The organism is Corallococcus sp. AB011P (assembly GCF_003611605.1).
GTDB lineage: Bacteria > Myxococcota > Myxococcia > Myxococcales > Myxococcaceae > Corallococcus > Corallococcus coralloides.
Genome location: NZ_RAVX01000003.1, coordinates 352,661 through 376,409, shown reverse-complemented (window position 1 = coordinate 376,409; position 23,749 = coordinate 352,661). Strand labels below are relative to the sequence as shown.

Here is a 23,749-nt window from a genome sequence, read left to right as displayed (position 1 = left end):
CGCGCGCATGGCCTCTCACAAGTTCAAGGCGAAGCTCGTAGTGGCCAACGACATGGGAGGCCGGTTCGTGCGCTGTCCCTTCGACAGCCGCGAGGCCTACGGCGAAGCCCGGCCGCCCGTGGTGGGAACCGTCAACGGGCAGCCCTTCCGGAGCCGGTTGATGGTGTACGGCGGCATCACCTACCTGGGCTTCACCAAGGAGGTGCGCGAGGCCGCGGGCGTCGAGGACGGCGCGACGCTGAGCATCACGCTGGAGCGGGACACGGCACCTCGGGAGATCGAGGTGCCGGAGGATCTCCAGCGCGCGCTGGACGCGGAGCCCGCGCTGCGGGACGTGTTCACGAACCTGGCGTTCACGCACCGCAAGGAGTTCGTGAAGGCGCTCACCGAGGCCAAGAAAGAGGAGACCCGCGCGCGCCGCCTGGCGCAGACGCTGGAGAAGCTGCGCGCAAAGGTGGTGAAGCCGTGACCCTCACGCCTTGCCAGGCCCGGGCGACCTTCATGAACATGCGGGTCGCGACACGACTGATTGTCGTGTTCGGGCTCAGCACGAGCTGCGCGACCGCCACTCACCAAGCCCCAAGCCGGAACGCGAATGCCTTCCTCGCCCAAGCGACGGATGCATGCCGTCCAGGGGATCCATCTACGGTGTGCTGCTGGAAGAAGTTTCGGAGTGCCGAAAGCTGTGGGCTGACAGCAACGGAGGCAGCCGAAACCGCCACGTTGATCGAGGCAACGCGTCAGGCACAGAAAGCAACGAGTGCCGAATCGGACGACGCATCCGATGACGGATGGAGACAGCACTGCATAGACACCTACACCTTGTGCGCGGGGCAGAAGAAGCCGCGATGGACAGGTGACTGCAGTGCATGCATGGAACGCTGCAAAGGCCAACATGCATGGCCTTTCGAGCTGTGCCATCAGGGGCCTGGAGGGCGAGGATGAATCCTGGCGATTGGGATCGAGTCCGGTTTCTAGCAGGCCAGCTCTCGGATGATGGCGAGCTTCCAGTGACGGAGGAAGTGCGCGAACTGCTGCTTCGCGTCGCGCCAGACGTGGCACTCACACCAGAAGAAGCGCGGCGGGCATTGAACGCCCCCAACACAGCCGCGGCGCTCTTGCGAGAAATGCATCACCGCATTCGGGATGGGTCACGCCGACTGTCACGAGCCCTCGTGGAGTCACACAAGCTCAAGCAGACAGGAGACTTCGCCGCGGCGCGAGAGGTCCTCAACCGCGCAGCCGCCGTGGAGATCGTCCCATTCTACCAAGAACAGGTTCGGATCGCGCTCGACCACGTCGACGCGCCTGAAGACGATAATCAAACCGATTCAGACGCCTGACCTCTCACTTTCACGCAACGCGCGGTGAAGTAGACTCGGGAGCGAACCGGCTCGGAGGTGCCCGAAGACATGGTCCCCAGGTGGCTTCGACTGGAAGAGGAAACGACCCTGTGGCGGGCAGTGCCCATCGTGGCGCTGCTGCTGCTCCTGGTCGCGGTGGTGTCCTTCGCCCCGTTTCCCCAAGCGCTGCTGGGTTACAGGCGAAGCCCGCTCGCGGCCGAGGCGGGGCTGTCCTTCGTCCTGGCCATCGCGGCCATCCTGTCGCGGGCACTCAAGCCGAGCCGGCTGCTGTCGGTGCTCTCATGGCTCCTGGCCGTACCGGTGTTCCTCTTGATGCTCCTGGCGACGGCGGTGGCTTTCGGCCCGTTTGCCCTGGTGCTGCTGGATTACCCGCTCGTGATCGTGGCGGGGCTGTTCTTCGCCCTGGCCGTCCTGGAGATCTTGTCACGGGCGTCCAAGCCGAACCGGCGGTTGTCGGTGCTCGCACTGCTCCTGGCCGCACCGGTGTGCTTCTTCTTCTCTGGCACGGCATACCAGCTGCGCGGGCTGTACCGGCTTCATGCCGTGGCGGACGAAGCCTGCCGCGCCGCTCGCGAGAATGCCCAGCCGACGTCCGATGACGCCTTCGAGCATGCCGTCCGGCTCGCGAAGCTGTCGCCCTCACAGAGCGCCTCCATGGTGCTGAGCTGCAACAGCCAGTTCGATCGGGTCTACATCACCAATGGCTTCGACCCGGTGTGGGGGATCTCCGACGACGGGGTCCTGCACTGAGCCCTCGATGGAACGCCAGGAGAATGAAGTAGCATCCGCCCCGATGAGTGCTCCCCGTCCAGCGCCTTCCGCCCACGCCCACGCCCAATCCCAACAGAAGACACGCCTCCTCGCCTGTGGTGCGTCGGCCCTGCTCTTCGTGCTCGCCTGCGCGACGCCCGCGATGACCGTGTTCAACTCGAACAAGCGTGACGAGGAACAGATGTGGGGCATGGTGCTGCTGCTCATGGGCTGGCTGGGGGTGTTCACCCTGCAGTTCGGCTGGTTCGCGAACCCCCTGCTGTGCCTGGCCTTCGTCCTGCTCCTCGTGGGTGCGGACCGGAAGGCGCTCTGGGTCGGCGGCGCGGCGTGCGTCCTCGGACTGTCGTCGCTCACCTGGTACGTGAACCCCATCCCCGCGGATGAAAGCGGCGGGGACCGCTACCTGGAACTGCTCTACCCCTCCATTGGCTTCATCTTCTGGCTGGGCAGCATGCTGGTGATCCCTCTCACGGCCCATCACCTCTCGCAGCAGGAGGCGGAGGCCAAGCTTCAGGTGCCCCCGTCGTCCGAGCCGAACGCCTGACCTCTCACCGCCGTGAGCAGCAGGTCGTACTTGCCCCCCAGGAACGTGCGGAAGCCGTGCTGGTGCAGGTAGCGGCGGTAGAAGGACAGGTCCTTCACCAGCAGCGACAGGTCCGGCTCGCGAAGGTTGCGCACGCGCGCGCCGTACACGACCTCTCCGTCGCGGAAGCGTGAGTTGGGGAAGCCCAGCACCAGTGAGGCCTTGGGCTCCAGGTGCTCCTGCACCAGCGTGCGCAAGAGCGCCCGGTCATCCACGCCCGGGCTCTGCAACGTGCCCACCGACACCACCACGTCGAAGCGGCCCAGGTCCGAGGGCAGCGCGTTCAGGTCCGCCTGAATGAACGCATGGCGCGGATCCGGAAACGCCGCCCGTGCCTCCAACAGTGCGCTCGCGCTGTGGTCCACGCCGACGAAGCGGATGCCCTCCACCTCCGCGAACGCGGCCAGCTCATCGCCCCGGTTGACGCCCAGGTCCAGGAGCCTCGCGCCCGGTGGCAGCGCCAGCCGCCCCACCGCCTCCAGCCAGGGAAGCAGGAAGCCCGCGTCCTCGAACTTCCGCACGCGCGCGAAGTCGGACGCCGCGCCATAGCGCTCCTGGGGCGCCTCTGTCCGCGCCCCGCCTCCCGCGTGCCACGAAGCCTCCGAACCCAGCGGCTCGAACGTGAGCCGCACGTGCGTCGCGTCCACCCCGCGAGGCGTGCGCAGACGGCATGACAGCCCCTCCGCCAGGTCGCACCAGCTCCGCAGCGGCCGGTGCACGAGCCCACCCTCCACACGCTCCCCGGGATAGCGCCCGGGGCCCAGGTCCGGATCCGGCACGTCGATGGACACGGGCCCGGACGACAACAGCGCCTCCAGGTGGCGCAGCACGAGGATCAACGGCTCGGCGTGGAAGCGGCGTGGACTTTCGGCGGAGGGGCGCGACGACATGCGCCGCACCCTACTCCGCGTGGCGACGACCTGGAGGCCATCGTGGACGCGGCCGTCGCGGGCATGGGGCTGGCGTGGCTGCCCTGCTGGCTCACCCAGGACGCCGTGCGCGACAAGCAGCGGGTGCGCGTGCTGACGGACCTCCCGGGGCTCTGCTTCGACATCCACGCGCGCTGGCCCACGTCGCCGCACCTGCCCGTGCGGGTGCGCGTCGCCATCGACGCGCTCGCGGAGAAAGTTCCCGCCTTCGTCAAATGACGGAAGGCGACGCAGCGGCCCGCCGCGCCTGGACCTGTTCCCACACGAACGCGAGGACCAGGAACCCACCGCCCACCGCGCACACGCCCCGCCAGCCCGCGTGGTCCCAGGAGATGGCGGAGAGCGCGGAACCGCAGGCCCCGCCCACGAAGTAGAACATCTTGTAGAGCGTGTTGAGGCGCGTCTGCGCCGTGGGGTGCAGGCGGTACAGCTCCGTCTGGTTGGACACCGTGGCGGCCTGAGCCCCCAGGTCCAGCAGCACCACACCCGCGATGAGCCCGGCCCACAGCGTGCCGAAGACGGCGAAGACGCCGAAGGCCGCCAGCATCGTGACGATGCACGCCCGGACGATCCGCCGCGCGCCAATGCGCTGCGCGTGCCGCCCCGTGACGTTCGCGGCGAGCGCCCCCACCGTCCCGATGAGCCCGAACATGCCCGCCGTGCCCGGCCCCTGGTGGTACGCGTCACTGCTCAGGAAGAACGCCAGCGACGCCCAGAACGCGGAGAGCGCGGCGTACATCAGGGCGCCCGTGAGCGCGATGGCTCGCAGTCCCGGCACGTCCCGCAGCAGCGTCCACAGCGACTGCAGGAGGCGCGGATACGTCAGCCGCGTGGAGGACTCGTAGCGAGGCAGCCCCAGCCGCAGCGTCATCGCCAGGCCCACCATGGTCGCGCCGGCCGCGAAGTACACCCCACGCCAGCCCAGGTGTGTCGCCACGAAGCCGCTGAGCGTGCGGGAGATGAGCACGCCCACCAGCGCGGCGCTGAGCACCACGCCCAGGTTCCTCCCCCGCTCCTCGGGCGAGCTGAGCGCCGCGACAAAGGGGATGAGGATCTGCACCAGCACGGACGTCAGGCCAATGGCCACGCAGGCGGCCAGGAACAGGGGGAACGTGGGCGCCAGGCCCGCCGCGAAGAGCGCCGCCGCCGCGAGCCCCAGCATCGTCACCAGCAGGCCGCGCTTCTCCAGCACGTCGCCCAGCGGCGTGAGCAGCACCAGCCCCGCCACATAGCCCAGCTGCGACGACATGGGCACGGAGCCCACGGCGGAGGCGGACAGGCCGAAGGACTGCGCGATGACGCCCAGGAGCGGCTGGCTGTAATAGACGTTGCCCACCGCGAGCACCGTCGCCATCGTCATCGTCCACAGCAGCCGGCGGTCCATCGGCGCGGCCTGGGGCACGGCGGTGGCGGGGAGCACGGCGGAGGAGGTCTCCATGCGACATGCCTAGCGCTCCCCCATCCATACATCCAATATATCCTGGGTCTGGAATCCAGACCTGGAGCGTATGGACCATGGAGCTGCGCCACCTGCGGTACTTCGTCGCGGTCGCGGAGGAGCTCAGCTTCACCCGCGCCGCGAAGCGGCTGCACATCGCCCAGCCGCCGCTCAGTCAGCAGATCCGCAAGTTCGAAACGGAGCTGGGCGGAGCCCTCTTCGAACGGGAGGCCCGGGCGGTGCGCCTCACGAAGCTGGGACGCGAGCTGCTGCCAGAAGCCCACCAGTTGCTGGAGCGCGCGAAGCGGTTCCAGGAGCACGCGGCACGGCAGGCTCGGGGTGAGCAGGACGTGCTGGTGCTGGGGCTCATCTCGTCGTTCGCGACGCCCCGGTTCGCCATGATGCTTCGGGCCTTCCAGAAGAAGGTGCCAGGGGTCCACATCGAGCTGAGCAACCATCCGTCCGCGTGGCAGCTGGAGGCGTTGGAGCGGGGCACATTGGACGTGGGCATCCTGCGCCCGCGCGAGCGGATGCCTCCGAACGTCGTCTCGCACCTCATCCGGCGGGAGCCCTTCCGGCTGGCGGTGCCCTCACGGCATCCCTTCGCGAAGCGGAAGGCGGTGGCGTGGAAGGACCTGCGGGATGAACCGCTCGTCCTGGTGGAGCCCGGCGTCGCGCCGCCTGACTACTACGCGGCGTTCTTCGACCGGCTCCGCGACGCGGGCGTCGAGCCCGCCGTGCGCCAGTACGCGCAGAACGTCGCGACGAAGATCTGGTTCGTCTCCGCGGGCTTCGGCATCGCGCCCATGCCGCACACGCCCGACACGGAGCACCACTCCGGCGTGGCCTTCATCGACCTGCCGGAGGACGCGCCGGTGACGAACACCGCCATCGCCTGGCGCAAGTCCGGCGGCACGCCCGCCCTGCTCCGGTTCGTCGACTTCGCGCGCGAGTCCTTCGCCACGCACTGAAGCCCTACGACGGCTCGCCGCCCACCGCCCGCCGGATGCCCATCAGCTTGTCGGGGTTGCGCGTGATGTAGAGGGCGACGATGCGGCCGTCCTCGATGCCGAGCGCCGTGGTCTGCAGCGTTCCATCCGACTCCAGCGTGACGAACGCGGGCAGGCCGTTGATGGTGCCCTCGTACACGAGCTGAGACGAGTTCACGCCCGTGCGCCGGACGAACGCCTCGAGCATGCGCACGATCTTCTCCTGGCCGTAGATGGGATTGAGCACCGCCTTCGCCTTGCCGCCCCCGTCCGAATAGAGCACGACGTCCTGGGCCAGCAGCGCCTGGAGCGCGTGCGTGTCACCGCTCCGGGACGCGGCATGGAACGCCGAGGCCAGCTCGTGGCCCTTCGCCTCGGTCACGGGGAAGCGGGGCCGGGCCTCCTGGACGTGGGCCCGCGCCCGGCTGGCGAGCTGGCGGCACGCCGCGGGATCGCGGTCGATGGCCTTCGCCACCTCCTCGAAGTCCATGCCGAACACGTCGTGCAGGAGGAACGCGGCGCGCTCCAGCGGGGACAGGCGCTCCAGGGCCATCATCAGGGTCAGCGTCAAGTCGTCGCCCTCCACTGTCTCGATGATGGGCTCTGGAAGCCAGGTCCCCACGTACTCCTCGCGCCGCACGCGCGCGGACTTCAGGACGTCCAGGCACAGCCGGGTCACCGTGCGGACGAGCACGGCCTCGGCGTCCCGCACGGCGTCGCGGTCCGTCTGGTGCCAACGGAGGTACGCCTCCTGCACCACGTCCTCCGCCTCCGCGACGATGCCCAGCATCCGGTACGCGATGCGGAGCAGGCGGGGGCGGAGCGGGTCGAAGGCGTCCGCGGGGTTCACGTCAGGCGGCTTCACTGCGCGAGGTCACCGGGTGCATGGACCGGAAGCCAACGGAGATCCGGTTCCAGGTGTTGATCATGCCAATCAGGAGGGTCAGGCTCACGATCTCCTCTTCGGTGAAGTGCGGCTTGAGCGCATCGTAGTCCGTATCCGGGGCGTGCGTCTGGGAGACGAGCGTCAGGGTCTCGGTCCAGCCCAGGGCCGCCCGCTCGCGCTCGGTGTACAGCGGCGACTCACGCCAGCCGTCCAGCAGGTAGATGCGCTCCTCGGTCTCCCCGTGCGCGCGGGCGTCGCGGGTGTGCATGTGGATGCAGAAGGCGCAGCCATTGAGCTGCGAAGCGCGGATCTTCACCAACTCCTGGAGGTTCGACTCCAGCCCGAGCGCCGACACCTTCCCGCTGAAGTCCATCATCGACTTGAGGGCTTCCGGCGCGACCGCGAAAGGATTCATCCTGGCCTTCATTGGGAACTCCTTGTTCTGGGTGGCGAAGTGCCTTCCCATCCCCAGGACGAGGCAGCGGGGGCCGCGTGTGACATGGGCATTTTAAATGCCTAAAAAGGTCCCAGGAGGCGCCCGCGGATGAAGACCGTGAACGATGTGGAGACGCTCGAACGCCTGTACGGGGTCCCTGGGAAGTCGTCCGTGCTCAAGGAGGTGGACCACCTCCATCCAGCGTACCGGCCCTTCATCGAGCGCTCGCCGTTCATGGTGCTCGCCACCTCCGGCCCTGAAGGGCTGGATGCCTCGCCCCGGGGGGACCCCGCGGGGTTCGTGGTCATCGAGGACGCGCGCACGCTGCTGCTGCCCGACCGCCGGGGCAACAACCGCATGGACTCGCTGCGGAACATCCTGGCGGATCCGCGCGTCGCGCTGCTGTTCTTCGTCCCGGGCGTGAACGAGACCCTGCGCGTCAACGGCCGGGCGAGCATCGTCATCGAACCGTCCATGCTCGAGCGCTTCACCTTCGAGGGAAAACAGCCCCGCTCCGTGCTGCGCATCACCGTGGAGACGGTCTACTTCCAGTGCAGTCGCGCGTTGATCCGCTCCGGGCTCTGGGACCCGGCCCGGCATGTCACCCGCGCCGAATTCCCAAGCCCCGGCTCCATCCTCGAAGCGCTGAGCCCGGAAGACTTCGACGGCGGCGAGTACGACCGCGAACTGCCAGGCCGGGTGAAGACGACTCTGTACTGAGCCTCAAGCGCCCGCGTCGAACACCGTGGCCTTGCGCACGCGCACCCGGAGCGTCTGACCGGCGCGTACGCCCTCCAGCGCCGGCCCGATGACACGAAGGAACGCATCCCCCACCGGGAAGCGGTACTCCGCCGCATGCCCCAGGAACAACCGAGCGGAGAGCACCAGGGGCGTCCCGGTCTCCCCCAGCTCCAGGTCCTCCGGGCGCACGACCAGCGTCCCCGGCCCGGGCTTCGCGTCCATGGGCAGGTCGAACGCAGTGTCCGTCCCCGCGCAGTGGAAGGTGCCCGCGCGCACCTCGCCCCGCAGCACGTTCGCGCCTCCGACGAAGCCCGCGACGAACGGCGTCGCCGGTTCCCGGTACAGCCGCTCTGGTGTGTCCACCTGTTCGATGACGCCCCGGTTCATCACGGCGATGCGGTCCGACAGGGCCAGGGCTTCGCCCTGATCATGCGTGACGAACACGAGTGTCGTGCCCAGCCGGGCCCGCAGCGCGGCGATCTCCGCGCGCAGCTCCTCACGCAGGGCCGCGTCCAGGTTCGACAGGGGCTCGTCCAACAGCAACACGCGAGGCCCCGCCACCAGCGCCCGCGCGAGCGCCACGCGCTGCAACTGTCCGCCGGACAGCTCGTGCGGCATCCGCGTGGCGAACGGCTCCAGCCGAACCCAGCGCAGGGCTTCGCGCACCCGTGAAGCAATCTCGTGGCGGGGCACCTTCCGGAGCGCCAGGGGATAGGCGACGTTCGCCTCGACGCTGCGATGCGGCCAGATGGCGTAGCTCTGGAACACCATGCCCAGGCCTCGCTTCTCGGGTGGAACACGTACGCCGGGACCGGCGACTACTTCGTCACCCAGGCGGATGATGCCCGCGTCCGGATGCTCCAACCCCGCGAGCATCCGTAGGGTCGTCGTCTTCCCGCAACCGGAAGGGCCCAGCAGGGACACCAGCTCGCCCTGCCCCACTTGAAGGCTCAAGCCGCGCACCACGGGCGTCCCGCCGTAAGCCTTGACCAGTCCCTCCAGGACGATGGCCGCCATCACCGCACCTCCGGCACTCGACGCCGAGCCCACGCGAGCACGGCCTGTCCCGCGACCACCAGCGCCACGAACGCGCACGCGAGCACGGCCGCGGCGGCAGGGTCCGCATAACTCTGCAACTCGAACAGCAAGGTCCCCAGCACCTCGGAGCCCGCGGGCACCAGCAGCACGGACAGGGTGATCTCCGTGGCACACGCGAGGAACGCGAGCACGAACGCCACCGTGAGCGCGGGCCGGAGCAGCGGCAGCGTCGCGTCCACGAACGCACGCACGGGCCCGGCACCGCCGACGCGCGCGGCCTCCGCGAGCGAAGGATCCACCTGGGCCAGGGCCTCGGAGCTGTTGCGTTCGCCGAGCGCCAGGTACTTCCCCACATAACCCACGAGCATCAGCCAAGGCGTGTGCGCCAGGGCCAGCACGAACGCGAAGCGGTCCAGCACCACCAGCCGCCAGTCCCGTGAGAACGCCACCAGCAGAGCGAGCGCCAGCACCGTGCCCGGGACCGCGAAGGGCCACACCGCCAGGGCCTCCACGCCCGCGCCGCCGCGACGGAAGGCCCGCCGCAAGAGCGCCGCCGAAAGCCCCAGCCCCACCACCAAGAGCCCCGCCCCGGCCGCGAGCAACACACTGCGCCCCGTGGCCCGCAGCGTGCGCGCATCCCAAAGCACTCCGGACCAGTGCGACAGCGTCAGCGTGTCCCAGGTCAGCGCCGCGCCAAAGCTGCGTTGCAGAGAAGTAAGCAGGATGGCCGCCAGGGGCAGAACCACCAGGACGCCGCCCACCAGGCCCACCCCGGCGAGCGCCGCCGTCCGCCACGCGCCCAACGCGAGCACCCGAGGAGACACACCCTTCCCCGCGCTCAATCGCACCCGTCCGCTCCGGCCCAACAACCACGTCAGCCCCAGCGCCAGCGGAGTAAGCAGCAGGAGGAACGACGCGAGCACCGACGCCCGCGGCAAACCTTCTTCGCTGCCAAGCAGCACCAGCTCATAGATGCGGGTGGTGAGAACGCGGGTGGGCGGCGACGCCGACACGCCCAGCAGGTACGGCACGCCAAAGGACGACGCTGCCATGAGGAACACCATCACCGCGCCCGACAACAGCGCGGGCAGCACCAGAGGCACGGTGGTGTTCAGCACGGCGCGAAGCGGTGAAGCGCCACACACCCGCGCCGCTTCTTCCAGAGCCGGGTCCACGCGCCGCAGCGCCGCGGCCCCGGCGAGCAGCACCAACGGCAGGCCCGAAAGTCCCTCCACGAACGCGATGCCCGCCGCGCCATAGAGGTCGAACACGTCCGCGCCCAACATGCGGTTCAGGTAGCCAGCACGAGGGCTCGCGAGCGACAGCCACCCCATGCCCCAGATGAATGCGGGGATGGCGGACGGCAGCGTGAACAGCACGGTGAACGCGCCACGCAGGGGCAGGTCCGTGCGGAACAGGAGGAAGGCGAGCGGAGCCCCCAGGCACAGCGCCCACGCCGTCGCCCCCAGGGAGATGCCCAGCGTGTTCACCAGCGCCCCGGACTCCGCCGAGAGCACCGAACCCAGTCCGCCCGTCGCCGCCCCCACGCCCCGCACCAGGAGCGCCACGACCGGAACCACCGCGAAGAGCAGCAGCGGCACCAGCCACAAGGCCAACGCAATCCACCGCCCCCTCATCGCGCGCCCCCATCGAGGGTCGAGCGAATGCGCCCGCAGTGCGCCAGGCCCACGGCAGTGCGCCCCGTCCAATCGGATGAGAAAGAGAGAAGCCCACCGAGGCGCCCCGGCGGCGGAGCACCCCAAAAACCTGTCCGACAGTCGGACAAGTCGGCACCACCGCACGAACCCATCCGACGGTCCGACAAGCCGGAGCCAACACACAAACCTGTCCGACAGTCCGACCGGTTGAGGCCACCGCATGAACCGGTCCGACTGTCCGACAGGTTGGGGACACGGCAAGAACCTGTCGGACAGCCGGACAGGTTGGGGCCGCCGCCTCCTGTCCGACTGTCCGACAGGTTGGAGCCACTGTGCGAACGGGTCCGACTGTCCGACAAGTTGGAGCCACCGTGCGAACGGGTCCGACTGTCCGACAAGTTGGAGCCACCGCGCGAACGGGTCCGACTGTCCGACAAGTTGGAGCCACCGTGCGAACGGGTCCGACTGTCCGACAGGTTGGAGCCACCGTGCGAACGGGTCCGACTGTCCGACAGGTTGGAGCCACCGTGCGAACGGGTCCGACTGTCCGACAGGTTGGAGCCACCGCGCGAACGGGGCCGACTGTCCGACAGGTTTGGACCGCCGCTGCGGTCCCCCTGGGCTGATGCGCCCCCGCGGATGATTCGCATGGGACTGGTCGAGCCCCCCACCAGGGATGGGGGCCCGTCGCGCCATCCGCACCACGGAAACCTGTCGGACAGTTGGACGGGTTGGGGCCGCCGCGTCTTGTCCGACTGTCGGACAGGTTTTGCTCGTGCCGGCCCGGAGGCGGTCTCCCTGGAGGTCCGGGGACGCTGGGCCCGAATCGGCGTTGGCTGCCACGCCGCGTCCCCATGGCGGGTCTCGCGTTCCTGGCTCATCGCGCGAAGGCCTTGCTGAAGGCTTCCTTGATGTCACCGCCGTGCAGCAGCCCCTGCTCCAGCAGCTCCGGCGTCCAGGCCTGGGCGCGGTTCAGCAAACCGTCCACGCCGGGCTCGCCACGCGGGCCGCTCAGGCGCGGATCCACGGCGTGCATATCGCCTTTCTCCACGATGATGCGCTGGCCCTCCGGTGACAGCAGCACATCCACCAGCGCCTTCGCCGCCACCGGATTGCGAGTCGACGCGAACAGCCCCACCGGTCCCGGGATGACCACCGCTCCGTCCTCCGGCCAGATGACCTCGATGGGGCTGCCCTTTGCTTTCGCCGCCAGCGCGTTCTCCAGCAGCAGCACGCCCGCGTCCACCTCGCCGCTCTCCACCTTCTGGAGCACCGCCGCGTTGCCACCCGCCACCACCGCGCCCTTTTCGCGCAGCCCCGCGAAGTACGCATCCCCGCGCCGGGCGTGCAGGAACACCGCCCACGTGAACGCGGTGCCGGACGTGAGTGGATCCCCGATGGCCACCCTTCCCTTCCAGCTCCCATCCACCAGCGCCGCGAATGACTTCGGAGCCTCGCCCGCGCCCGCGCGGTGCACCAGCACCATCGTGGACAGGCGCACCGCCGCGTACCTCGCGTCCAGGTCCACCAGTGTTCGCGGAATGCGCAGCGCGTTCACGGACGCGTAGCGCAGGAACGCGCCTTCCCTCGCCAGCCGCTCGTAGAGGAACGGATCCGACGTCATCAACACGTCCGCTCGCACCGCGCCCGCGGCCCGCTCCGCCTCCAGCCGGCTGGCCACCTTCTCACTGCCCGCCTGATACCAGTGCACCTGCACGCCGGGCAGCCGCTCCTTGAGCAAGGGCTCCAGCGCATCCAGCACGTGCCGGTACATCGACGTGTAGACCCACACTTCGCCTGATGGGGTTGAAGCCTGCGCCACGGCGGCGCCTCCCGACGGCGCGGCGGATTCGATGCGGCACGCGGCCAGGAGGATCAGCGCGAGGAGCGGCCCCACGCGCCGCACAAGGAGAGGGATGCGCATGCGGGTGTCGATTATGCGGCACGCGCCCTCCCTGCACACCTGGTCCGCTGCGGTGGCTCCTGCACATTCGGCCCGCGCGCCCATTGTCCCGGGCGTCACCCGGTCCCAACGTCGGCCTCCCAGACGCTACCTGCTCTCTGGAAGGACGCCCGCGCATGACCCGGAAGGAATTCCTCGCCGCGACGATGTCGCTGATGGTTGCCCCGCCAGTGCTCGGGGCCTCGCCCAGGAAGGCGAAGAACGGGCCCTCCGTGCCCCGCCGCAAGCTGGGCCGCACCGGCCAGGAGGTGTCGTGCATCGGGCTCGGGGGCTTCCACATCGGCAAGCAGAAGGAGGAGTCGGAGAGCATCGCGCTCATCCGCGGCGCGTTGGACCAGGGCATCAACTTCCTGGACAACTGCTGGGACTACAACGACGGCAAGAGCGAGGAGCGCATGGGCAAGGCGCTGCGCGACGGCTACCGCGCCAAGGCCTTCCTGATGACGAAGATCGACGGCCGCGACAAGAAGACCGCCGCGAAGCAGATCGACGAATCCCTCCAGCGCCTCCAGACGGACCACCTGGACCTGCTCCAGCTCCACGAAGTCATCCGTGATAACGACCCCGACCGCGCCTTCGCCGAAGGCGGCGCCATCGAGGCCATGAAGGACGCGCAGAAGGCCGGCAAGGCGCGCTTCCTGGGCTTCACCGGCCACAAGTCCCCGGACATCCACCTGAAGATGCTGGAGACCGCGAAGAATCACGGCTTCCGCTTCGACGCCGTGCAGCTGCCCCTCAACGTGATGGACGCCCACTTCAACAGCTTCGAGAAGCGCGTGCTGCCCGTGCTCGTGAAGGAGGGCATCGGAGTGCTCGCCATGAAGTCCATGGGCGACCCGTTCATCCTGGACAGCAAGACCGTCACCGCGCCCGAGTGCCTCCGCTACAACCTGTCCCTGCCCGTCAGCGTCGTCATCACCGGCATCGATTCGCAGGAGCGCCTACAGCAGGCGTTGACCGCCGCGCGCACCTTCAAGCCCCTGAACGAAAAGGACATCCAGGCCCTGCTCGCCAGGACGAAGGACGCGGCCCAGGACGGCGCCTACGAGAAGTACAAGACGAGCCACCACTTCGACGGAACCGTCCAGAATCCCCAGTGGCTCGGCTGAGGTTGTTCCTGACTTCCTGGCAAGACATGTCAAAACCGGCAAATATGAATGCTCCCCCTTCCCCGGAGCATGCATGCACCGCCCTTTTCGAGCAGGCCTTGTCGCCGCAGGACTCCTGACCACCCTCTCCGGCTGTTCTCCGGAGCCGGAAGCCGCCCCGGTGGAGGCGGAAGGCTACGGGCAGACGCAGCAGGGCGAGCGCTCGTACGACCCGGGCTCGGGGTGGTCGCTGTCATGGCAGGACGACTTCACGGGCACGGCGCTGAACACGGGCGCGTGGAACGTGCTGACGAGCAACTGGGATCCGGTGACCAACAACTGCAACTTCGGCACGGGTGAGCTGGAGTTCCCGCGCGCGCAGAACGTGGCGGTGGCCAACGGCAAGCTGATCATCTCGGCGGAGCGCACGGCGGACAACCCCACGGACTCGCGCTGCGCGGGGCAGTACCGGTCGTTCTATTCCGGCCGCATCCACACCAAGGGCAAGGTGGAGGGGCGCTACGGGAAGATCGTCGCGAGCATCAAGGTCCCGCCGGGCTACGGCATGTGGCCGGCGTTCTGGACGCTGGGTTCGAACGTCCAGAGCGCGGGCTGGCCGGCCGCGGGGGAGATCGACATCCTGGAGTGGAAGTCCACGGAGCCCACGTGGATGAAGTCGGCGCTGCACTGGCACAACGGCGGCAACGCGGACTGGGGCACGGGCGCGAGCCGTGGCGTGGACCTGTCGCAGGACTTCCACACCTATGAAGTGGAGTGGACGGCGAACACCATCGTGTTCCGCCTGGACAAGGACTTCGTGTCCACGGCGACGTTCAACCACAACGAGTCCGAGTTCCAGCAGAACCACTACCTCATCCTGAACCTGGCGCTGGGAGGCGTCTGGTACGGGAACCCGGCGCCGGCCTCCATCGACCTGGCCTGGGGCGCGAAGAAGACGATGGAGGTGGAGTGGGTGCGCTGGTACCAGCCGGGCGGCTCGCAGTCGCTGGGGCTGACCAACCCGGGCTTCGAGAACGGCATGACGGGCTGGACCACCTGGAGCCCGAACGGCACGGGGACGGCGGCGTTCTCGGAGACGTACAACGGGGGGCACTCGGGCAGCTTCCACCTGACGCACTGGACGTCGGCGGCGCCGTACGAGGCGTGGACGTACCAGACGAAGTCGGGCCTGGCGTCCGGCAACTACAAGCTGCGCGCCTGGTTCCGCAAGGGAGGCACGTTCGACTTCGCGCGCTTCCAGGTGAAGAACTGCGGCACCTGCGCGCCGGCCATCACCAACCTGGGCACCTACGGCAACTACACGCTGCTGGAGACGCCCGCCATCAACGTCACCAACGGCTACCTGGAGTTCGGCCTGCACAGCAAGTCGCCGGCCCACAACGGCGCCAACTTCATCCACATGGATGACGTGGAGCTGATCAAGCTGTAGGCCCCGGCTGTCTTCACGCGCGCGCGCCGGAGCAGGCATCGGCGCGCGCGGTGACGCTACGACTACGGCACGAGCACGAAGTCGTCCACGTACAGCGTGCCCTGATCCGAACCCGATTCGTCCATCACGTAGAAGTCATCCACCGTGCCGGACGTCGCGCCCAGGGCGCTCAGCGGGATGGAGACATTCTGCCAGGTCCCCGCCGCGATGGGGTGCCCCAGCGCCGTCTCCAGGCTGATGCTGCCCAGCGGCGTGCCGCCGTTGTAGAGCGCCAGCCGCACCTGCTGCCCACCCGTCGTGCCTCCGTGCACCCAGAGGTCGATGGACTGGTACAGCGACAGGTCCAGCCCCGAGTGGTGGAACATCAGCGCCTCCCAGTAGTCCGGCTCGAAGCTGACCGCCGTGGACCCGGAGTGCACCGTGACGGACTGGTCCAGGTCGTGCGTCGCCCAGCTCCAGTTCTGGAAGCCGCTGCCCATCGCGTCGTCGTAGACCACCGTGCCCACCGACGGCAGCGCCTCCGTGAGGCCATCCGTCAGCGCGAGCCCCTCCTCCACCGTCACCGCGCGGATGCCCGTCGACTGCACGTAGTTGAGGATGTTCGTGAAGTTCGTCGTCCGGTACTGCGTCTCGCGCGTGGGCGTGCCGCTGGTGAACTCGTGGAAGAGGATGATGAGCCAGCTCTTCTCCGCGATGGCCTGGTTGATCCACCCCTTCACCGTCGCCACCGTCACCGCGCTCGACACGTCGTTGGCGCGCAGTTCGTAGATGACCGTGTCCTTGTAGTTGCGGCCCGCGTTGATGGTGCGGTGGCTGGCGTACTCCGTCTTCAGCGCCGTCATCACCGTCGCGTTGTACGCGCCGTAGGGTGACGCGAAGTCCTTGCCGCACGTCGCCCCCACGTTCGTCTCCAGCCACGCGCGCGAGTCGTGCAGCTCCGACGTCAGCTGCGCGGGTGTCAGCGTGGGCAGGTCCGCGTGCGTGCGCGTGTGGCTGGCGATCTCGTTGCCCTCCGCCTTGAGCGTCTGCACCTGCGCGAGGCTCATGTAGCCGCCCCACCCCTGGGCGATGGCATCGGTGACCAGGTAGTACGTCGCGGGGATGTTCCGCGACTTCAGCGCCGGCCTCGCCAGCGTGTACTGCGTGCTCCAGCCGTCATCCAACGTGATGGAGATCATCCCTTCCGCGAACGGCGACGCCGCAAGGGCCGGGGAAGTGCAAAGCAGCGCCGCGGCGCAAAGCGCGCGGGACGTCCAATTCATCCAGGTCATGTCCGGGTATTCCCTCTGTGAGGAGCTCCCAGGATAAGCGAAACCCAGACACCGCTTCCCGGACACCCGTCCGTGACGCGCGTGCTAGAAGTCTGCCCGCCCATGAGTCTCTTCCGCCTCCCCTCCCTGCTGTGCGTGGTGCTCGCGCTCGCGGCGGGCTGCCAGCGTCCCGCGCCCCCTGCTCCGGAAGCCCAGGCGCGGCGGATCGTCTCGCTGTCGCCGTCCGTCACGGAGACGCTGTTCGCCCTGGGCGCGGGCGCGGAGATCGTGGGCGTGTCCGACTACACCGCCCTGCCCCAAGGCACGCCCGCCCTGCCCAAGGTGGGCACCACGTTCGCGCCGAACTTCGAGGCCATCGCGAAGCTCAAGCCCACGCTGCTCGTGGATCAACAGGTGAAGCAGGCCCCCGCGGAGTCGCTCTCCGCGCTCGCGCCGCTGAAGGTGCTGCCGTGGACGTCGCTCCCGGAGGTGGTGGAGAGCGTGAAGGAGCTGGGCCGGCTGAGCGGCCGCGAGCCCCAGGCCAACGCGCTCGCGGAGCGGCTGAACCAGACACTGTCGCGCCCCGCGCCGAAGGACGCCCCCCGCGTGTTGCTGGTGCTGGGCGACACGGCGGGTACGCTGTCGGAGGTCTGGTACATGAAGCGCGCGTCGCTGCACGGCGCCGCGCTGGAGGCGGCGGGGGCTCGCAACGCCGTCGCGGAGGACGTCACGGGGCCTCCCAACCTGTCGCTGGAGGGCGTCATCGCGCTGGATCCGGACGCGGTGCTGGTGCTGATCAGCGTGCCGGCCCTGGATGCCACGAAGCAGGCGCAGCTCCTGGCACCGTGGAAGCAGCTCACCGGCCTGCGCGCGGCGCGGGAGGACCGGGTGTGGCTGGTCATCGGGCCCGACGTGCAGTCCACCGGGCCCGCCATCCTCGACGTCGTCGAGCGGCTCCGCGCCGCCCTGGGCACCCTGCCCTCCGCGCGATGACGCCCGGGCTGACGCTGGACGCGGTGACGGTGCGGGCGCGGGGGCGGACGCTGCTGGACAGCGTTTCCCTGTGCCTGGCCCCCGGTGACTTCGTGGCCATCGTCGGGCCCAACGGCGCGGGCAAGTCCACGCTCCTGCGCGTAGCGCTGGGCCTGCTGCGACCGGATGCCGGGCATGTGTTCGTGGACGGGCAGGACGTGTCGGGCCTCGCTCCCCGGGAGCGCGCGGCGCGGCTCGCGTGGCTGCCCCAGCGGCTGGAGGCGGCGGAGCCCATCACCGCGCTGGAGCAGGTCGTCTCCGCGCGCTACCGCTTCCCCGAATCCCGCCGGGCCTCCGAGACGGCGGCGCACCAGGCGCTGGCGGAAGCAGGCGCGCAATCCTTCGCCCTGCGCCCCATCACGGAGCTGTCCGGCGGCGAGCGGCAGCGCGTGGCGGTCGCGGGGTTGCTCGCGCAAGAGACCCCGCTGGTGCTGCTGGACGAGCCCGCCAACTTCCTGGACCCCGCGCAGCAACTGGAGCTGTACACGCGCATGGGCCACCTCTGGCGCGCGGGGCGCGGGATCCTCTGCGTCACCCACGACGTCAACGTGCTCTCGCACGCCCACGCACCGGGCACGCGCGCTCCCCGCGTCGTGGGCCTGTCCCAGGGCCGCGTGGCCTTCGAGAGGAACCTCGACGCCCCCGACCTGGGCGAGCAGTTGGGTGAGCTGTTCGGCGTGCGCATGCACGGGATGTCCGTGGAAGGCCACCGCGTCTTCGTGGGCCTGCCCCGGAGCGGAGGTGCTCCGTGAAGGTGAAGGCCTGGATCCTCGTGGCCGTCTGCGTGGCCGCTTGCGCGGTGGCGCCGTTCATCGGACCGGGGCTCACCCCGGACTCGGCGGACTTCGTCTTCTGGCAGCTGCGCGTGCCCCGCACGCTGATGGCCATGCTGGTGGGCGGCACGCTGTCGCTGGTGGGCGCGGTGTACCAGTCCCTCTTCGCGAATCCGCTCGCCGCGCCCAGCACCGTGGGCACCACCGCGGGCGCGACCCTGGGCGCTCTGGTGGCCATCATCCTGGGGGCGCGGCTGGCGTCGGGCTGGCTGCCGCTCATCACCGCCGCGGCCTTCATGGGGGCGCTCGGTGTCAGCCTGGTGGTGGCCGCCATCGCCGCGGGCCGCCGCGTGCGGATGAACGACGTGGTGCTCGCCGGCATCGCCTGCTCCATGGCGGCGAGCGCCATCGCCACTGGATTGCAGTTCACCGCGGACTCCGCCGAGCTGATGGCCGCCATGCGCTGGTCGCTCGGCCACCTGCCGCAGGTGGGCTATTCGGGCGTGCGGCTGCTCACCCCGTTCGCGGCCGTCACCATCGTGGGGCTGCTCGCCCTCACCCGCGCGCTGGAGGTCTTCATCGCCGGAGAGGAACACGCCGAGTCCCAGGGCGTCCCCGTCCGCCGCGTGCGCACGGTGGCCATCGGCCTGGGGGCGCTGGGCGTCGCCGCCTGCGTCGCGTGGTGCGGCCCCATCGCCTTCGTGGAGCTCATCGTCCCGCACCTGGTGCGCCGGACGCTCGGTGTGAGCCGCCGGGTGCTGCTGCCCGGGTCCGTGGTGGTGGGGGCCGCGTTCCTCGCGTTGTGCGATGCGTCGGCGCGGCTGATCCTCCCCGGGCGTGAATTGCCCGTGGGAGTGGTGACGGCCGCCCTGGGCGCGCCCCTGCTCGTCTCCCTGCTCGCGCGCGCACGCTCCTGAAGCGCCCCTCCGGCCCCGGCCTTCAGGACGGAGGGGACACGACGCGAGTTCGGGTATATTCCGCGCCGCGTGGGGCCCCCGGCTGGGACGTGCCCCCTGGAACTTCACGAAAGGCTTTGGGCATGAAGCGACTGGGTAGCGTGGGTTTGATGCTGGGTGTGCTGACCCTGGGCGGTTCCTTCGGCTGCGCCGATGAGAAGGAAGAGAAGGCCAAGGAGCACCGCGCCAAGGGCTCCAACTTCCTCATCGAAAAGAAGTACGCGGAGGCGGCGAAGGAGTACGACGAGTCGCTGAAGATCGACCCGAACCAGGAGAAGGTCTGGGAGAAGAAGGCCTTCGCGCACCTGCAGGCGGGCGAGACGGACCTGGCCGCGCAGACCGCGCTGAAGCTGGTGGACTTCGCGAAGACGCCCGAGGCGAAGGCCGACGTCTACCGCAACGTCGCGGCGATGTACGCGAAGAACGGCCCGCTGGACAAGGCGGAGCAGTACTTCCAGGAGTGCCTGAAGATCAACCCGAAGGACACCGACGCGCTCGGCTGGATCGCGGAGGTGCACTCGCAGCGCGGTGGCGCCCGCTCCATGTCCGCGCCCGCGGTCCCTTCGGAGCTGGAGCTCGCGCTGAAGACGTATGATCAGGTCATCGCCATCAACCCGGACCTGCCCAACCCGTACCTGAACAAGCGCGTCGTGATGTTCAAGTACATCGAGCACGAGAAGGCCATGATGCAGGCCGCTGATCAGGAGGCCGCCGAGGCCGCCACGCCGGCCAAGCCGGAGAAGGGCAAGAAGCCCGTGGTGGATCCGAACGCCGCGGAGCGCATCGCCGCCGCCAAGGCCAGCTCCGCCGCTCACGCCAAGCGCATCGAGGAGCTGACGGCCCAGGCCAACGAGGCGACCAAGCAGTTCGGCGAGGCGACCAAGCGCGCCAAGGCCGCGCAGGCCTCCGGCGCCACCAAGTAGTCCGGGTGGAGGGGACGGGGCCTAACGCCGGCCTCGTCCTCCCCCGAAGAGGGCCAGCAGCACGCCGCCCACCAGCGCGGCGCCGCCGCCCGCGACGTAGAGCGTGGTCTGCTCGGTGTTGCGGCCGGTGATGAGCTCCGTGGCGCGCTCCGTGAGCGAATCCCGCGCCTTGAGCCCGGTGAACAGCAGCACTCCGCCCGCCACCGCGAGCATCAACCCCACGATTCGCACAGCACCCACACGGCCTCCTTGAGTGGAACGGCGGCGCGGCCGGAAGGTCCGGCCCCGCGGTTCAGCGCTTGCGCTTGCCCGGGGCGCCCCGCCCCTGCTTCTTGCTCGCGCCCTTCGAGCCGCCGGCCTTCTTGCCCGGCGCTGACTTCTTCGAGGGCTTCGCCTTCGCGCTCGCGCCAGAGGCCGCCTTGCGGACCTTCTTGGACGCGCCCGCGCGGCCCGGAGCCTCCCCCGTGGGGAGCTGGCCCCGCTGCGCGGCCAGCGCGCGGATCCGGTCGAAGCCCGGGTGCGGTGAAGCGGCAGGGGCGTTGTCGTCGGAGTCGAACGAGGGCGGAGTAAAGGCCTCGCGAGGCGCCTGGGCCTCGGCTGAGGCGCCGGCCTCGTCGCCTTCCTCCACGGCGGGGAGCGAGGGACGGATGACCTTGCGCTTGCCCTTGGCCGGGGTGGCCGGCTCCGCCTTCGGCGCGGGGGCCTCTTCCGTGCGGGAACGCAGGAAGCGGGAGCCAGCGCGGGCGGGCGCGGCCTCTTCTCGGCGCCCTTCCCGGCTGAACCGTCCTCGCGGACGCGGCGCGGCCGGCGCTTCTCCCAGGACCTCGTCGCCGTACCCGGAGACCGTCGCGGCCTCCACCGTGGCGGCATCCTCGGGCGTGGGCGGCTCCCACGCCTTCTTCACGCCGAACGGCGTCTCCTCCGCCTCCGCGAGCGACCGCCACTGCTCCGCGTCCGCGGCTTCATCCCCCGCGGGCTTCCGGGACGTCGTGCGGCCCGTCTTCGTGGCCTCGCGCTCGTTGCGTCCGGGCCTGCCACCCTTGTGACGGCCCGGCGCTTCGTTCACGTACTCGCGGCGGCGCGGTGCCGGACGTGCGCCGCCGGTCCGCTGGAGCGGGGCCTCGTCCTTGAACTGGAGCGCCTCGAAGTCGATCTTCCGCGCCGTCGTGTTCGCGGACAGCAGCCGCACGCGCAGCTTCTGCCCCACGCGCACGCGCCGGCCATTCGGGTACACGAGCGAGTGCGTGCGCTTGTCCAGCTTGGAGCCCGGCCCCAGCGACTCGCCCTTCACCAGGCCCTCGACGTGGACCTCGTCCAGCTCCACGAAGAAGCCGAACTCGGCGATGCCCGCCACCGTCGCGTCGAATTCCTCGCCCACGCGGTCCTTCATCATCAGGGCCGCGTAGAACGCCACCACCTCGCGCTCCACCGTCATGGCCGCGCGCTCGCGCTCCGAGCACTGCTGCGCCATGCCCTCCAGCCGCTCCTCTTCGCGCTCCATCTGCGCTTCCGAGGGCTTCTTGCCCTTGCGCGCCCACACGGCCTTCAGGACGCGGTGCACCAGCAGGTCGGGATAGCGCCGGATGGGCGACGTGAAGTGCAGGTAGTTCTCCGCCGCCAGGCCGTAGTGGCCCACGCGCGTCGCCGTGTACACGGCCTGCATCATGGAGCGCAGGAGCAGCTGGTTCAGCGCCCGCTGCTCCGGGTGCCCCGCCAGCTGCGTGATGAACGCGTCCAGCTCCTTGGACGAAACGCCGTCCTCCACGTCGAGCTGGAAGCCGTACGCCTCCGCCAGCACCGCGAACGCCGCCAGCTTCTGCGGATCCGGCTCGCCGTGGAACCGGTACACCGTGGGCAGGCCCTCGTCCTGGAAGTACGTGGCCACCGCCTCGTTGGCGGCCAGCATGCACTCCTCGATGAGCCGGTGGCTGTCCTTGCGCTCGCGCTTCTCCATGCGCAGCGGCAGGCCGTCCTCGCCCAGCATCACCTTGTGCTCGGGCACGTCGAAGTCGATGGCACCTCGCGCCTTGCGCATGCCCATCAGCGAGCGCGCCAGCGCCATCAACTGCTCGAACTGGGGCTTGAGGAAGTTGCGGTGCGGCACGTCCTTGCCATCCAGGACGTCCTGCACCTCGTTGTACGTGCAGCGCGCCACGCTGCGCATCACCGCCGGGTACAGCTCGTGCGTACGCCGCTGGCCGTGGCGGTCGAACGTCATGTCCGCCACCATGCACAGCCGGTCTTCATCCGGGCGCAGCGAACAGATGCCGTTGGACAGCCGCTCCGGCAGCATGGGCAGCACGCGGTCCGGCAGGTACACCGACGTCGCGCGGTTGAGCGCCTCCGCGTCCAGCGCGCTGCGCTCCTTCACGTAGTGCGACACGTCCGCGATGGCCACCACCAGCCGCCAGCCCCCGGCTTGGGGCTCCGCGTACACGGCGTCGTCGAAGTCGCGCGCGTCCTCGCCGTCGATGGTGATGAGCGGCATCGAGCGCAGGTCGCGGCGGTTGCCCTCCGTGGCCTCCGCCTCCGTGACCTTCACCGCGAACGCGTCCGCCTCGTCCATCACCTCCGGCGGGAACTCGTCGGAGAAGCCATGCGCGAAGGCGGACCCCAGCACCTCCGCGCTCGGGTCGCCCGGCCTGCCCAGTGAGCCGGCCACCTCACCGAACAGCCCCTGCCCGGGCTCCAGCAGGTCCGCGCCCACGCCCAGGCGGACCTTCACCAGGTCGCCGTCGCGCGCCATCTGCGTCGGCGGCACGCGGATGGGACCCGGCAGGCTCGTGTCCGTGGTCGTCACCAGCGAGTGCCGGCCCTGCGCCACGTACGTGCCCACGGCCAGCTCACGCCGCCGGTTGATCACGCGCACCAGCCGGCCCTCGAAGCGGCCCGGCCGCCCCGCCACCTCCACGAGGACGCGGTCGTTGTCGAGCGCCCGCTGCGCCTCGCCGGGCGGCAGGAAGATGTTCTCTCCCTCGCCCGACACCGGGTGCACGAAGCCGAAGCCGTCCCGGTGAATGTGGAGGATGCCCTCCACCGCGGGCTGCCCGGAGTCCTCGAAGCGGTCGTCCCGGGAGCCGCGCTGCAGCGAGCGCCGGAAGTCGCCGCCGCCTCGGAAGCCCGGACGGTCGTCGCGGAAGCCGCCCCGGCGCTCCTCGCGTCCGCTGCCCGGTGCGGGGCCCCGCTTCTTGAAGGGCGGCGCGGACGCGTCCCTGCGGGATTCGGGGCTGGCCTCGGGCGCGCGGGGCACGCGAGGGCCTTCCAGCCGGAAGCGCTTGCCGTCCTTGACGATGACGCCCGCGCGCACCAGCTCACGCAGGGCGCGCTTGAGTTCGGTCTGCTGGCCGGGGTTCAGCCCCGCGACGCGAAGGAGCTCCTTCACGCCCAGGGAGTGGTCTGCTTCGGCGAGCAGCTGTCGGATGTGATCTTGGGAGAGGCTCACGGTGGGGATGCGGCAAGGCCGCTGAGGGAACGGGTAAGC

General features: G+C 69.7%; 23 protein-coding genes. 13 read left to right on the top strand and 10 right to left on the bottom strand.

From position 1 onward, the window contains the following. Positions 1–7 precede the first annotated feature (7 nt). The 4 genes from D7X30_RS11305 to D7X30_RS11290 all read left to right on the top strand — a co-directional run bounded on the left by D7X30_RS11305 (position 8) and on the right by D7X30_RS11290 (position 2,679). Positions 8–469, top strand: a complete 462-nt coding sequence (locus D7X30_RS11305) for a YdeI/OmpD-associated family protein (RefSeq protein ID WP_120562898.1) — start codon at positions 8–10, stop codon at positions 467–469. A gap of 472 nt (positions 470–941) precedes the next feature. Further along, a complete protein-coding gene (locus D7X30_RS11300) occupies positions 942–1,343 on the top strand; it encodes a DUSAM domain-containing protein (protein ID WP_158619244.1) in 402 nt (133 codons plus the stop codon). Positions 1,344–1,472: 129 nt separating this feature from the next. Beyond that, a complete protein-coding gene (locus tag D7X30_RS11295; RefSeq protein WP_158619243.1) occupies positions 1,473–2,114 on the top strand; it encodes a hypothetical protein in 642 nt (213 codons plus the stop codon). Between the two features lie 43 nt (positions 2,115–2,157). Continuing rightward, on the top strand, positions 2,158–2,679 hold the full coding sequence (locus tag D7X30_RS11290) for a hypothetical protein (RefSeq protein WP_147443165.1): 522 nt from the start codon (positions 2,158–2,160) through the stop codon (positions 2,677–2,679). Here the strand turns inward: D7X30_RS11290 and D7X30_RS11285 are convergent. Further along, a complete protein-coding gene (locus tag D7X30_RS11285; protein ID WP_120562894.1) occupies positions 2,646–3,608 on the bottom strand; it encodes a bifunctional 2-polyprenyl-6-hydroxyphenol methylase/3-demethylubiquinol 3-O-methyltransferase UbiG in 963 nt (320 codons plus the stop codon). The two genes, D7X30_RS11290 and D7X30_RS11285, sit on opposite strands and share 34 nt — an antisense overlap. A gap of 42 nt (positions 3,609–3,650) precedes the next feature. On the opposite strand from D7X30_RS11285, the gene D7X30_RS11280 reads away from it, so the two are divergent. Beyond that, positions 3,651–3,866 carry a LysR substrate-binding domain-containing protein gene (locus D7X30_RS11280; RefSeq protein ID WP_233591514.1) on the top strand — a complete coding sequence of 72 codons (216 nt, stop codon included), beginning with the start codon at positions 3,651–3,653 and terminating at the stop codon, positions 3,864–3,866. Here the strand turns inward: D7X30_RS11280 and D7X30_RS11275 are convergent. After that, a complete protein-coding gene (locus D7X30_RS11275; RefSeq protein WP_120562893.1) occupies positions 3,859–5,085 on the bottom strand; it encodes an MFS transporter in 1,227 nt (408 codons plus the stop codon). The two genes, D7X30_RS11280 and D7X30_RS11275, sit on opposite strands and share 8 nt — an antisense overlap. 77 nt (positions 5,086–5,162) lie before the next feature. Between D7X30_RS11275 and D7X30_RS11270 the strand changes: the two genes are divergently transcribed. Continuing rightward, positions 5,163–6,056: a LysR family transcriptional regulator gene (locus D7X30_RS11270; protein ID WP_158619242.1), complete on the top strand. Its 894-nt coding sequence runs from the start codon at positions 5,163–5,165 to the stop codon at positions 6,054–6,056. 4 nt (positions 6,057–6,060) lie between these two features. On the opposite strand, the gene D7X30_RS11265 is transcribed toward D7X30_RS11270, so the two are convergent. Together D7X30_RS11265 and D7X30_RS11260 are read right to left on the bottom strand one after the other, a co-directional pair. Next, a complete protein-coding gene (locus D7X30_RS11265) occupies positions 6,061–6,924 on the bottom strand; it encodes a sigma-70 family RNA polymerase sigma factor (RefSeq protein ID WP_120562891.1) in 864 nt (287 codons plus the stop codon). A 1-nt stretch (position 6,925) separates the two neighbouring features. Continuing rightward, positions 6,926–7,387, bottom strand: a complete 462-nt coding sequence (locus D7X30_RS11260) for a carboxymuconolactone decarboxylase family protein (RefSeq protein WP_120562890.1) — start codon at positions 7,385–7,387, stop codon at positions 6,926–6,928. 117 nt (positions 7,388–7,504) lie between these two features. On the opposite strand from D7X30_RS11260, the gene D7X30_RS11255 reads away from it, so the two are divergent. Further along, positions 7,505–8,116 (top strand): pyridoxamine 5'-phosphate oxidase family protein, encoded by a 612-nt coding sequence (locus tag D7X30_RS11255; RefSeq protein WP_120562889.1) that lies wholly within the window; start codon positions 7,505–7,507, stop codon positions 8,114–8,116. 3 nt (positions 8,117–8,119) lie between these two features. Here D7X30_RS11255 and D7X30_RS11250 read toward each other — a convergent pair whose 3' ends face one another. The 3 genes from D7X30_RS11250 to D7X30_RS11240 form a co-directional block, all read right to left on the bottom strand. Then, entirely contained in the window at positions 8,120–9,154 is a 1,035-nt protein-coding gene (locus tag D7X30_RS11250) for an ABC transporter ATP-binding protein (RefSeq protein WP_199724242.1), read from the bottom strand. Further along, positions 9,154–10,812, bottom strand: coding sequence for an iron ABC transporter permease (locus tag D7X30_RS11245; protein WP_120562887.1), 1,659 nt, complete (start codon positions 10,810–10,812; stop codon positions 9,154–9,156). Before D7X30_RS11245 ends, D7X30_RS11250 begins: the two co-directional genes overlap by 1 nt. An 898-nt stretch (positions 10,813–11,710) precedes the next feature. Then, positions 11,711–12,757 carry an ABC transporter substrate-binding protein gene (locus D7X30_RS11240; protein ID WP_120562886.1) on the bottom strand — a complete coding sequence of 349 codons (1,047 nt, stop codon included), beginning with the start codon at positions 12,755–12,757 and terminating at the stop codon, positions 11,711–11,713. Between the two features lie 155 nt (positions 12,758–12,912). Here D7X30_RS11240 and D7X30_RS11235 point away from each other — a divergent pair, with 155 nt between their 5' ends. Both D7X30_RS11235 and D7X30_RS11230 read left to right on the top strand, forming a co-directional pair. After that, positions 12,913–13,905 (top strand): aldo/keto reductase, encoded by a 993-nt coding sequence (locus tag D7X30_RS11235; protein WP_120562885.1) that lies wholly within the window; start codon positions 12,913–12,915, stop codon positions 13,903–13,905. Between the two features lie 73 nt (positions 13,906–13,978). Beyond that, positions 13,979–15,334: a family 16 glycosylhydrolase gene (locus tag D7X30_RS11230; RefSeq protein ID WP_120562884.1), complete on the top strand. Its 1,356-nt coding sequence runs from the start codon at positions 13,979–13,981 to the stop codon at positions 15,332–15,334. A 62-nt stretch (positions 15,335–15,396) separates the two neighbouring features. Here D7X30_RS11230 and D7X30_RS11225 read toward each other — a convergent pair whose 3' ends face one another. Further along, on the bottom strand, positions 15,397–16,512 hold the full coding sequence (locus D7X30_RS11225) for a polysaccharide deacetylase family protein (RefSeq protein WP_233591513.1): 1,116 nt from the start codon (positions 16,510–16,512) through the stop codon (positions 15,397–15,399). Between the two features lie 195 nt (positions 16,513–16,707). Here D7X30_RS11225 and D7X30_RS11220 point away from each other — a divergent pair, with 195 nt between their 5' ends. The 4 genes from D7X30_RS11220 (at position 16,708) to D7X30_RS11205 (ending at position 20,268) form a co-directional block, all read left to right on the top strand. Continuing rightward, complete coding sequence (locus D7X30_RS11220; protein WP_233591512.1) at positions 16,708–17,577, top strand: ABC transporter substrate-binding protein; 870 nt, start codon at positions 16,708–16,710, stop codon at positions 17,575–17,577. Beyond that, complete coding sequence (locus tag D7X30_RS11215; protein WP_120562881.1) at positions 17,574–18,368, top strand: ABC transporter ATP-binding protein; 795 nt, start codon at positions 17,574–17,576, stop codon at positions 18,366–18,368. Before D7X30_RS11220 ends, D7X30_RS11215 begins: the two co-directional genes overlap by 4 nt. Next, on the top strand, positions 18,365–19,306 hold the full coding sequence (locus tag D7X30_RS11210; RefSeq protein WP_120562880.1) for an iron ABC transporter permease: 942 nt from the start codon (positions 18,365–18,367) through the stop codon (positions 19,304–19,306). Before D7X30_RS11215 ends, D7X30_RS11210 begins: the two co-directional genes overlap by 4 nt. A 122-nt stretch (positions 19,307–19,428) precedes the next feature. Continuing rightward, the gene (locus D7X30_RS11205) at positions 19,429–20,268 is read left to right on the top strand and encodes a lipopolysaccharide assembly protein LapB (protein ID WP_120562879.1); all 840 of its coding nucleotides are present in this window, start codon (positions 19,429–19,431) and stop codon (positions 20,266–20,268) included. 21 nt (positions 20,269–20,289) lie between these two features. Here D7X30_RS11205 and D7X30_RS11200 read toward each other — a convergent pair whose 3' ends face one another. Continuing rightward, positions 20,290–20,508 (bottom strand): DUF3185 family protein, encoded by a 219-nt coding sequence (locus D7X30_RS11200; RefSeq protein ID WP_014396547.1) that lies wholly within the window; start codon positions 20,506–20,508, stop codon positions 20,290–20,292. 52 nt (positions 20,509–20,560) lie between these two features. Then, a complete protein-coding gene (gene rnr, locus D7X30_RS11195; protein WP_120562878.1) occupies positions 20,561–23,710 on the bottom strand; it encodes a ribonuclease R in 3,150 nt (1,049 codons plus the stop codon). Positions 23,711–23,749: the final 39 nt, after the last annotated feature.

What these genes read in the sequence shown, in the direction of transcription:
- D7X30_RS11305 (WP_120562898.1), top strand. Translation starts at nt 8, where the DNA reads ATGGCCTCTCACAAGTTCAAGGCGAAGCTCGTAGTGGCCAACGACATG.
- D7X30_RS11300 (WP_158619244.1), top strand. Translation starts at nt 942, where the DNA reads ATGAATCCTGGCGATTGGGATCGAGTCCGGTTTCTAGCAGGCCAGCTC.
- D7X30_RS11290 (WP_147443165.1), top strand. Translation starts at nt 2,158, where the DNA reads ATGAGTGCTCCCCGTCCAGCGCCTTCCGCCCACGCCCACGCCCAATCC.
- D7X30_RS11285 (WP_120562894.1), bottom strand. Translation starts at nt 3,608, where the DNA reads ATGTCGTCGCGCCCCTCCGCCGAAAGTCCACGCCGCTTCCACGCCGAG.
- D7X30_RS11275 (WP_120562893.1), bottom strand. Translation starts at nt 5,085, where the DNA reads ATGGAGACCTCCTCCGCCGTGCTCCCCGCCACCGCCGTGCCCCAGGCC.
- D7X30_RS11270 (WP_158619242.1), top strand. Translation starts at nt 5,163, where the DNA reads ATGGAGCTGCGCCACCTGCGGTACTTCGTCGCGGTCGCGGAGGAGCTC.
- D7X30_RS11260 (WP_120562890.1), bottom strand. Translation starts at nt 7,387, where the DNA reads ATGAAGGCCAGGATGAATCCTTTCGCGGTCGCGCCGGAAGCCCTCAAG.
- D7X30_RS11255 (WP_120562889.1), top strand. Translation starts at nt 7,505, where the DNA reads ATGAAGACCGTGAACGATGTGGAGACGCTCGAACGCCTGTACGGGGTC.
- D7X30_RS11250 (WP_199724242.1), bottom strand. Translation starts at nt 9,154, where the DNA reads ATGGCGGCCATCGTCCTGGAGGGACTGGTCAAGGCTTACGGCGGGACG.
- D7X30_RS11245 (WP_120562887.1), bottom strand. Translation starts at nt 10,812, where the DNA reads ATGAGGGGGCGGTGGATTGCGTTGGCCTTGTGGCTGGTGCCGCTGCTG.
- D7X30_RS11240 (WP_120562886.1), bottom strand. Translation starts at nt 12,757, where the DNA reads ATGCGCATCCCTCTCCTTGTGCGGCGCGTGGGGCCGCTCCTCGCGCTG.
- D7X30_RS11235 (WP_120562885.1), top strand. Translation starts at nt 12,913, where the DNA reads ATGACCCGGAAGGAATTCCTCGCCGCGACGATGTCGCTGATGGTTGCC.
- D7X30_RS11230 (WP_120562884.1), top strand. Translation starts at nt 13,979, where the DNA reads ATGCACCGCCCTTTTCGAGCAGGCCTTGTCGCCGCAGGACTCCTGACC.
- D7X30_RS11225 (WP_233591513.1), bottom strand. Translation starts at nt 16,512, where the DNA reads ATGATCTCCATCACGTTGGATGACGGCTGGAGCACGCAGTACACGCTG.
- D7X30_RS11220 (WP_233591512.1), top strand. Translation starts at nt 16,708, where the DNA reads ATGAGTCTCTTCCGCCTCCCCTCCCTGCTGTGCGTGGTGCTCGCGCTC.
- D7X30_RS11215 (WP_120562881.1), top strand. Translation starts at nt 17,574, where the DNA reads ATGACGCCCGGGCTGACGCTGGACGCGGTGACGGTGCGGGCGCGGGGG.
- D7X30_RS11205 (WP_120562879.1), top strand. Translation starts at nt 19,429, where the DNA reads ATGAAGCGACTGGGTAGCGTGGGTTTGATGCTGGGTGTGCTGACCCTG.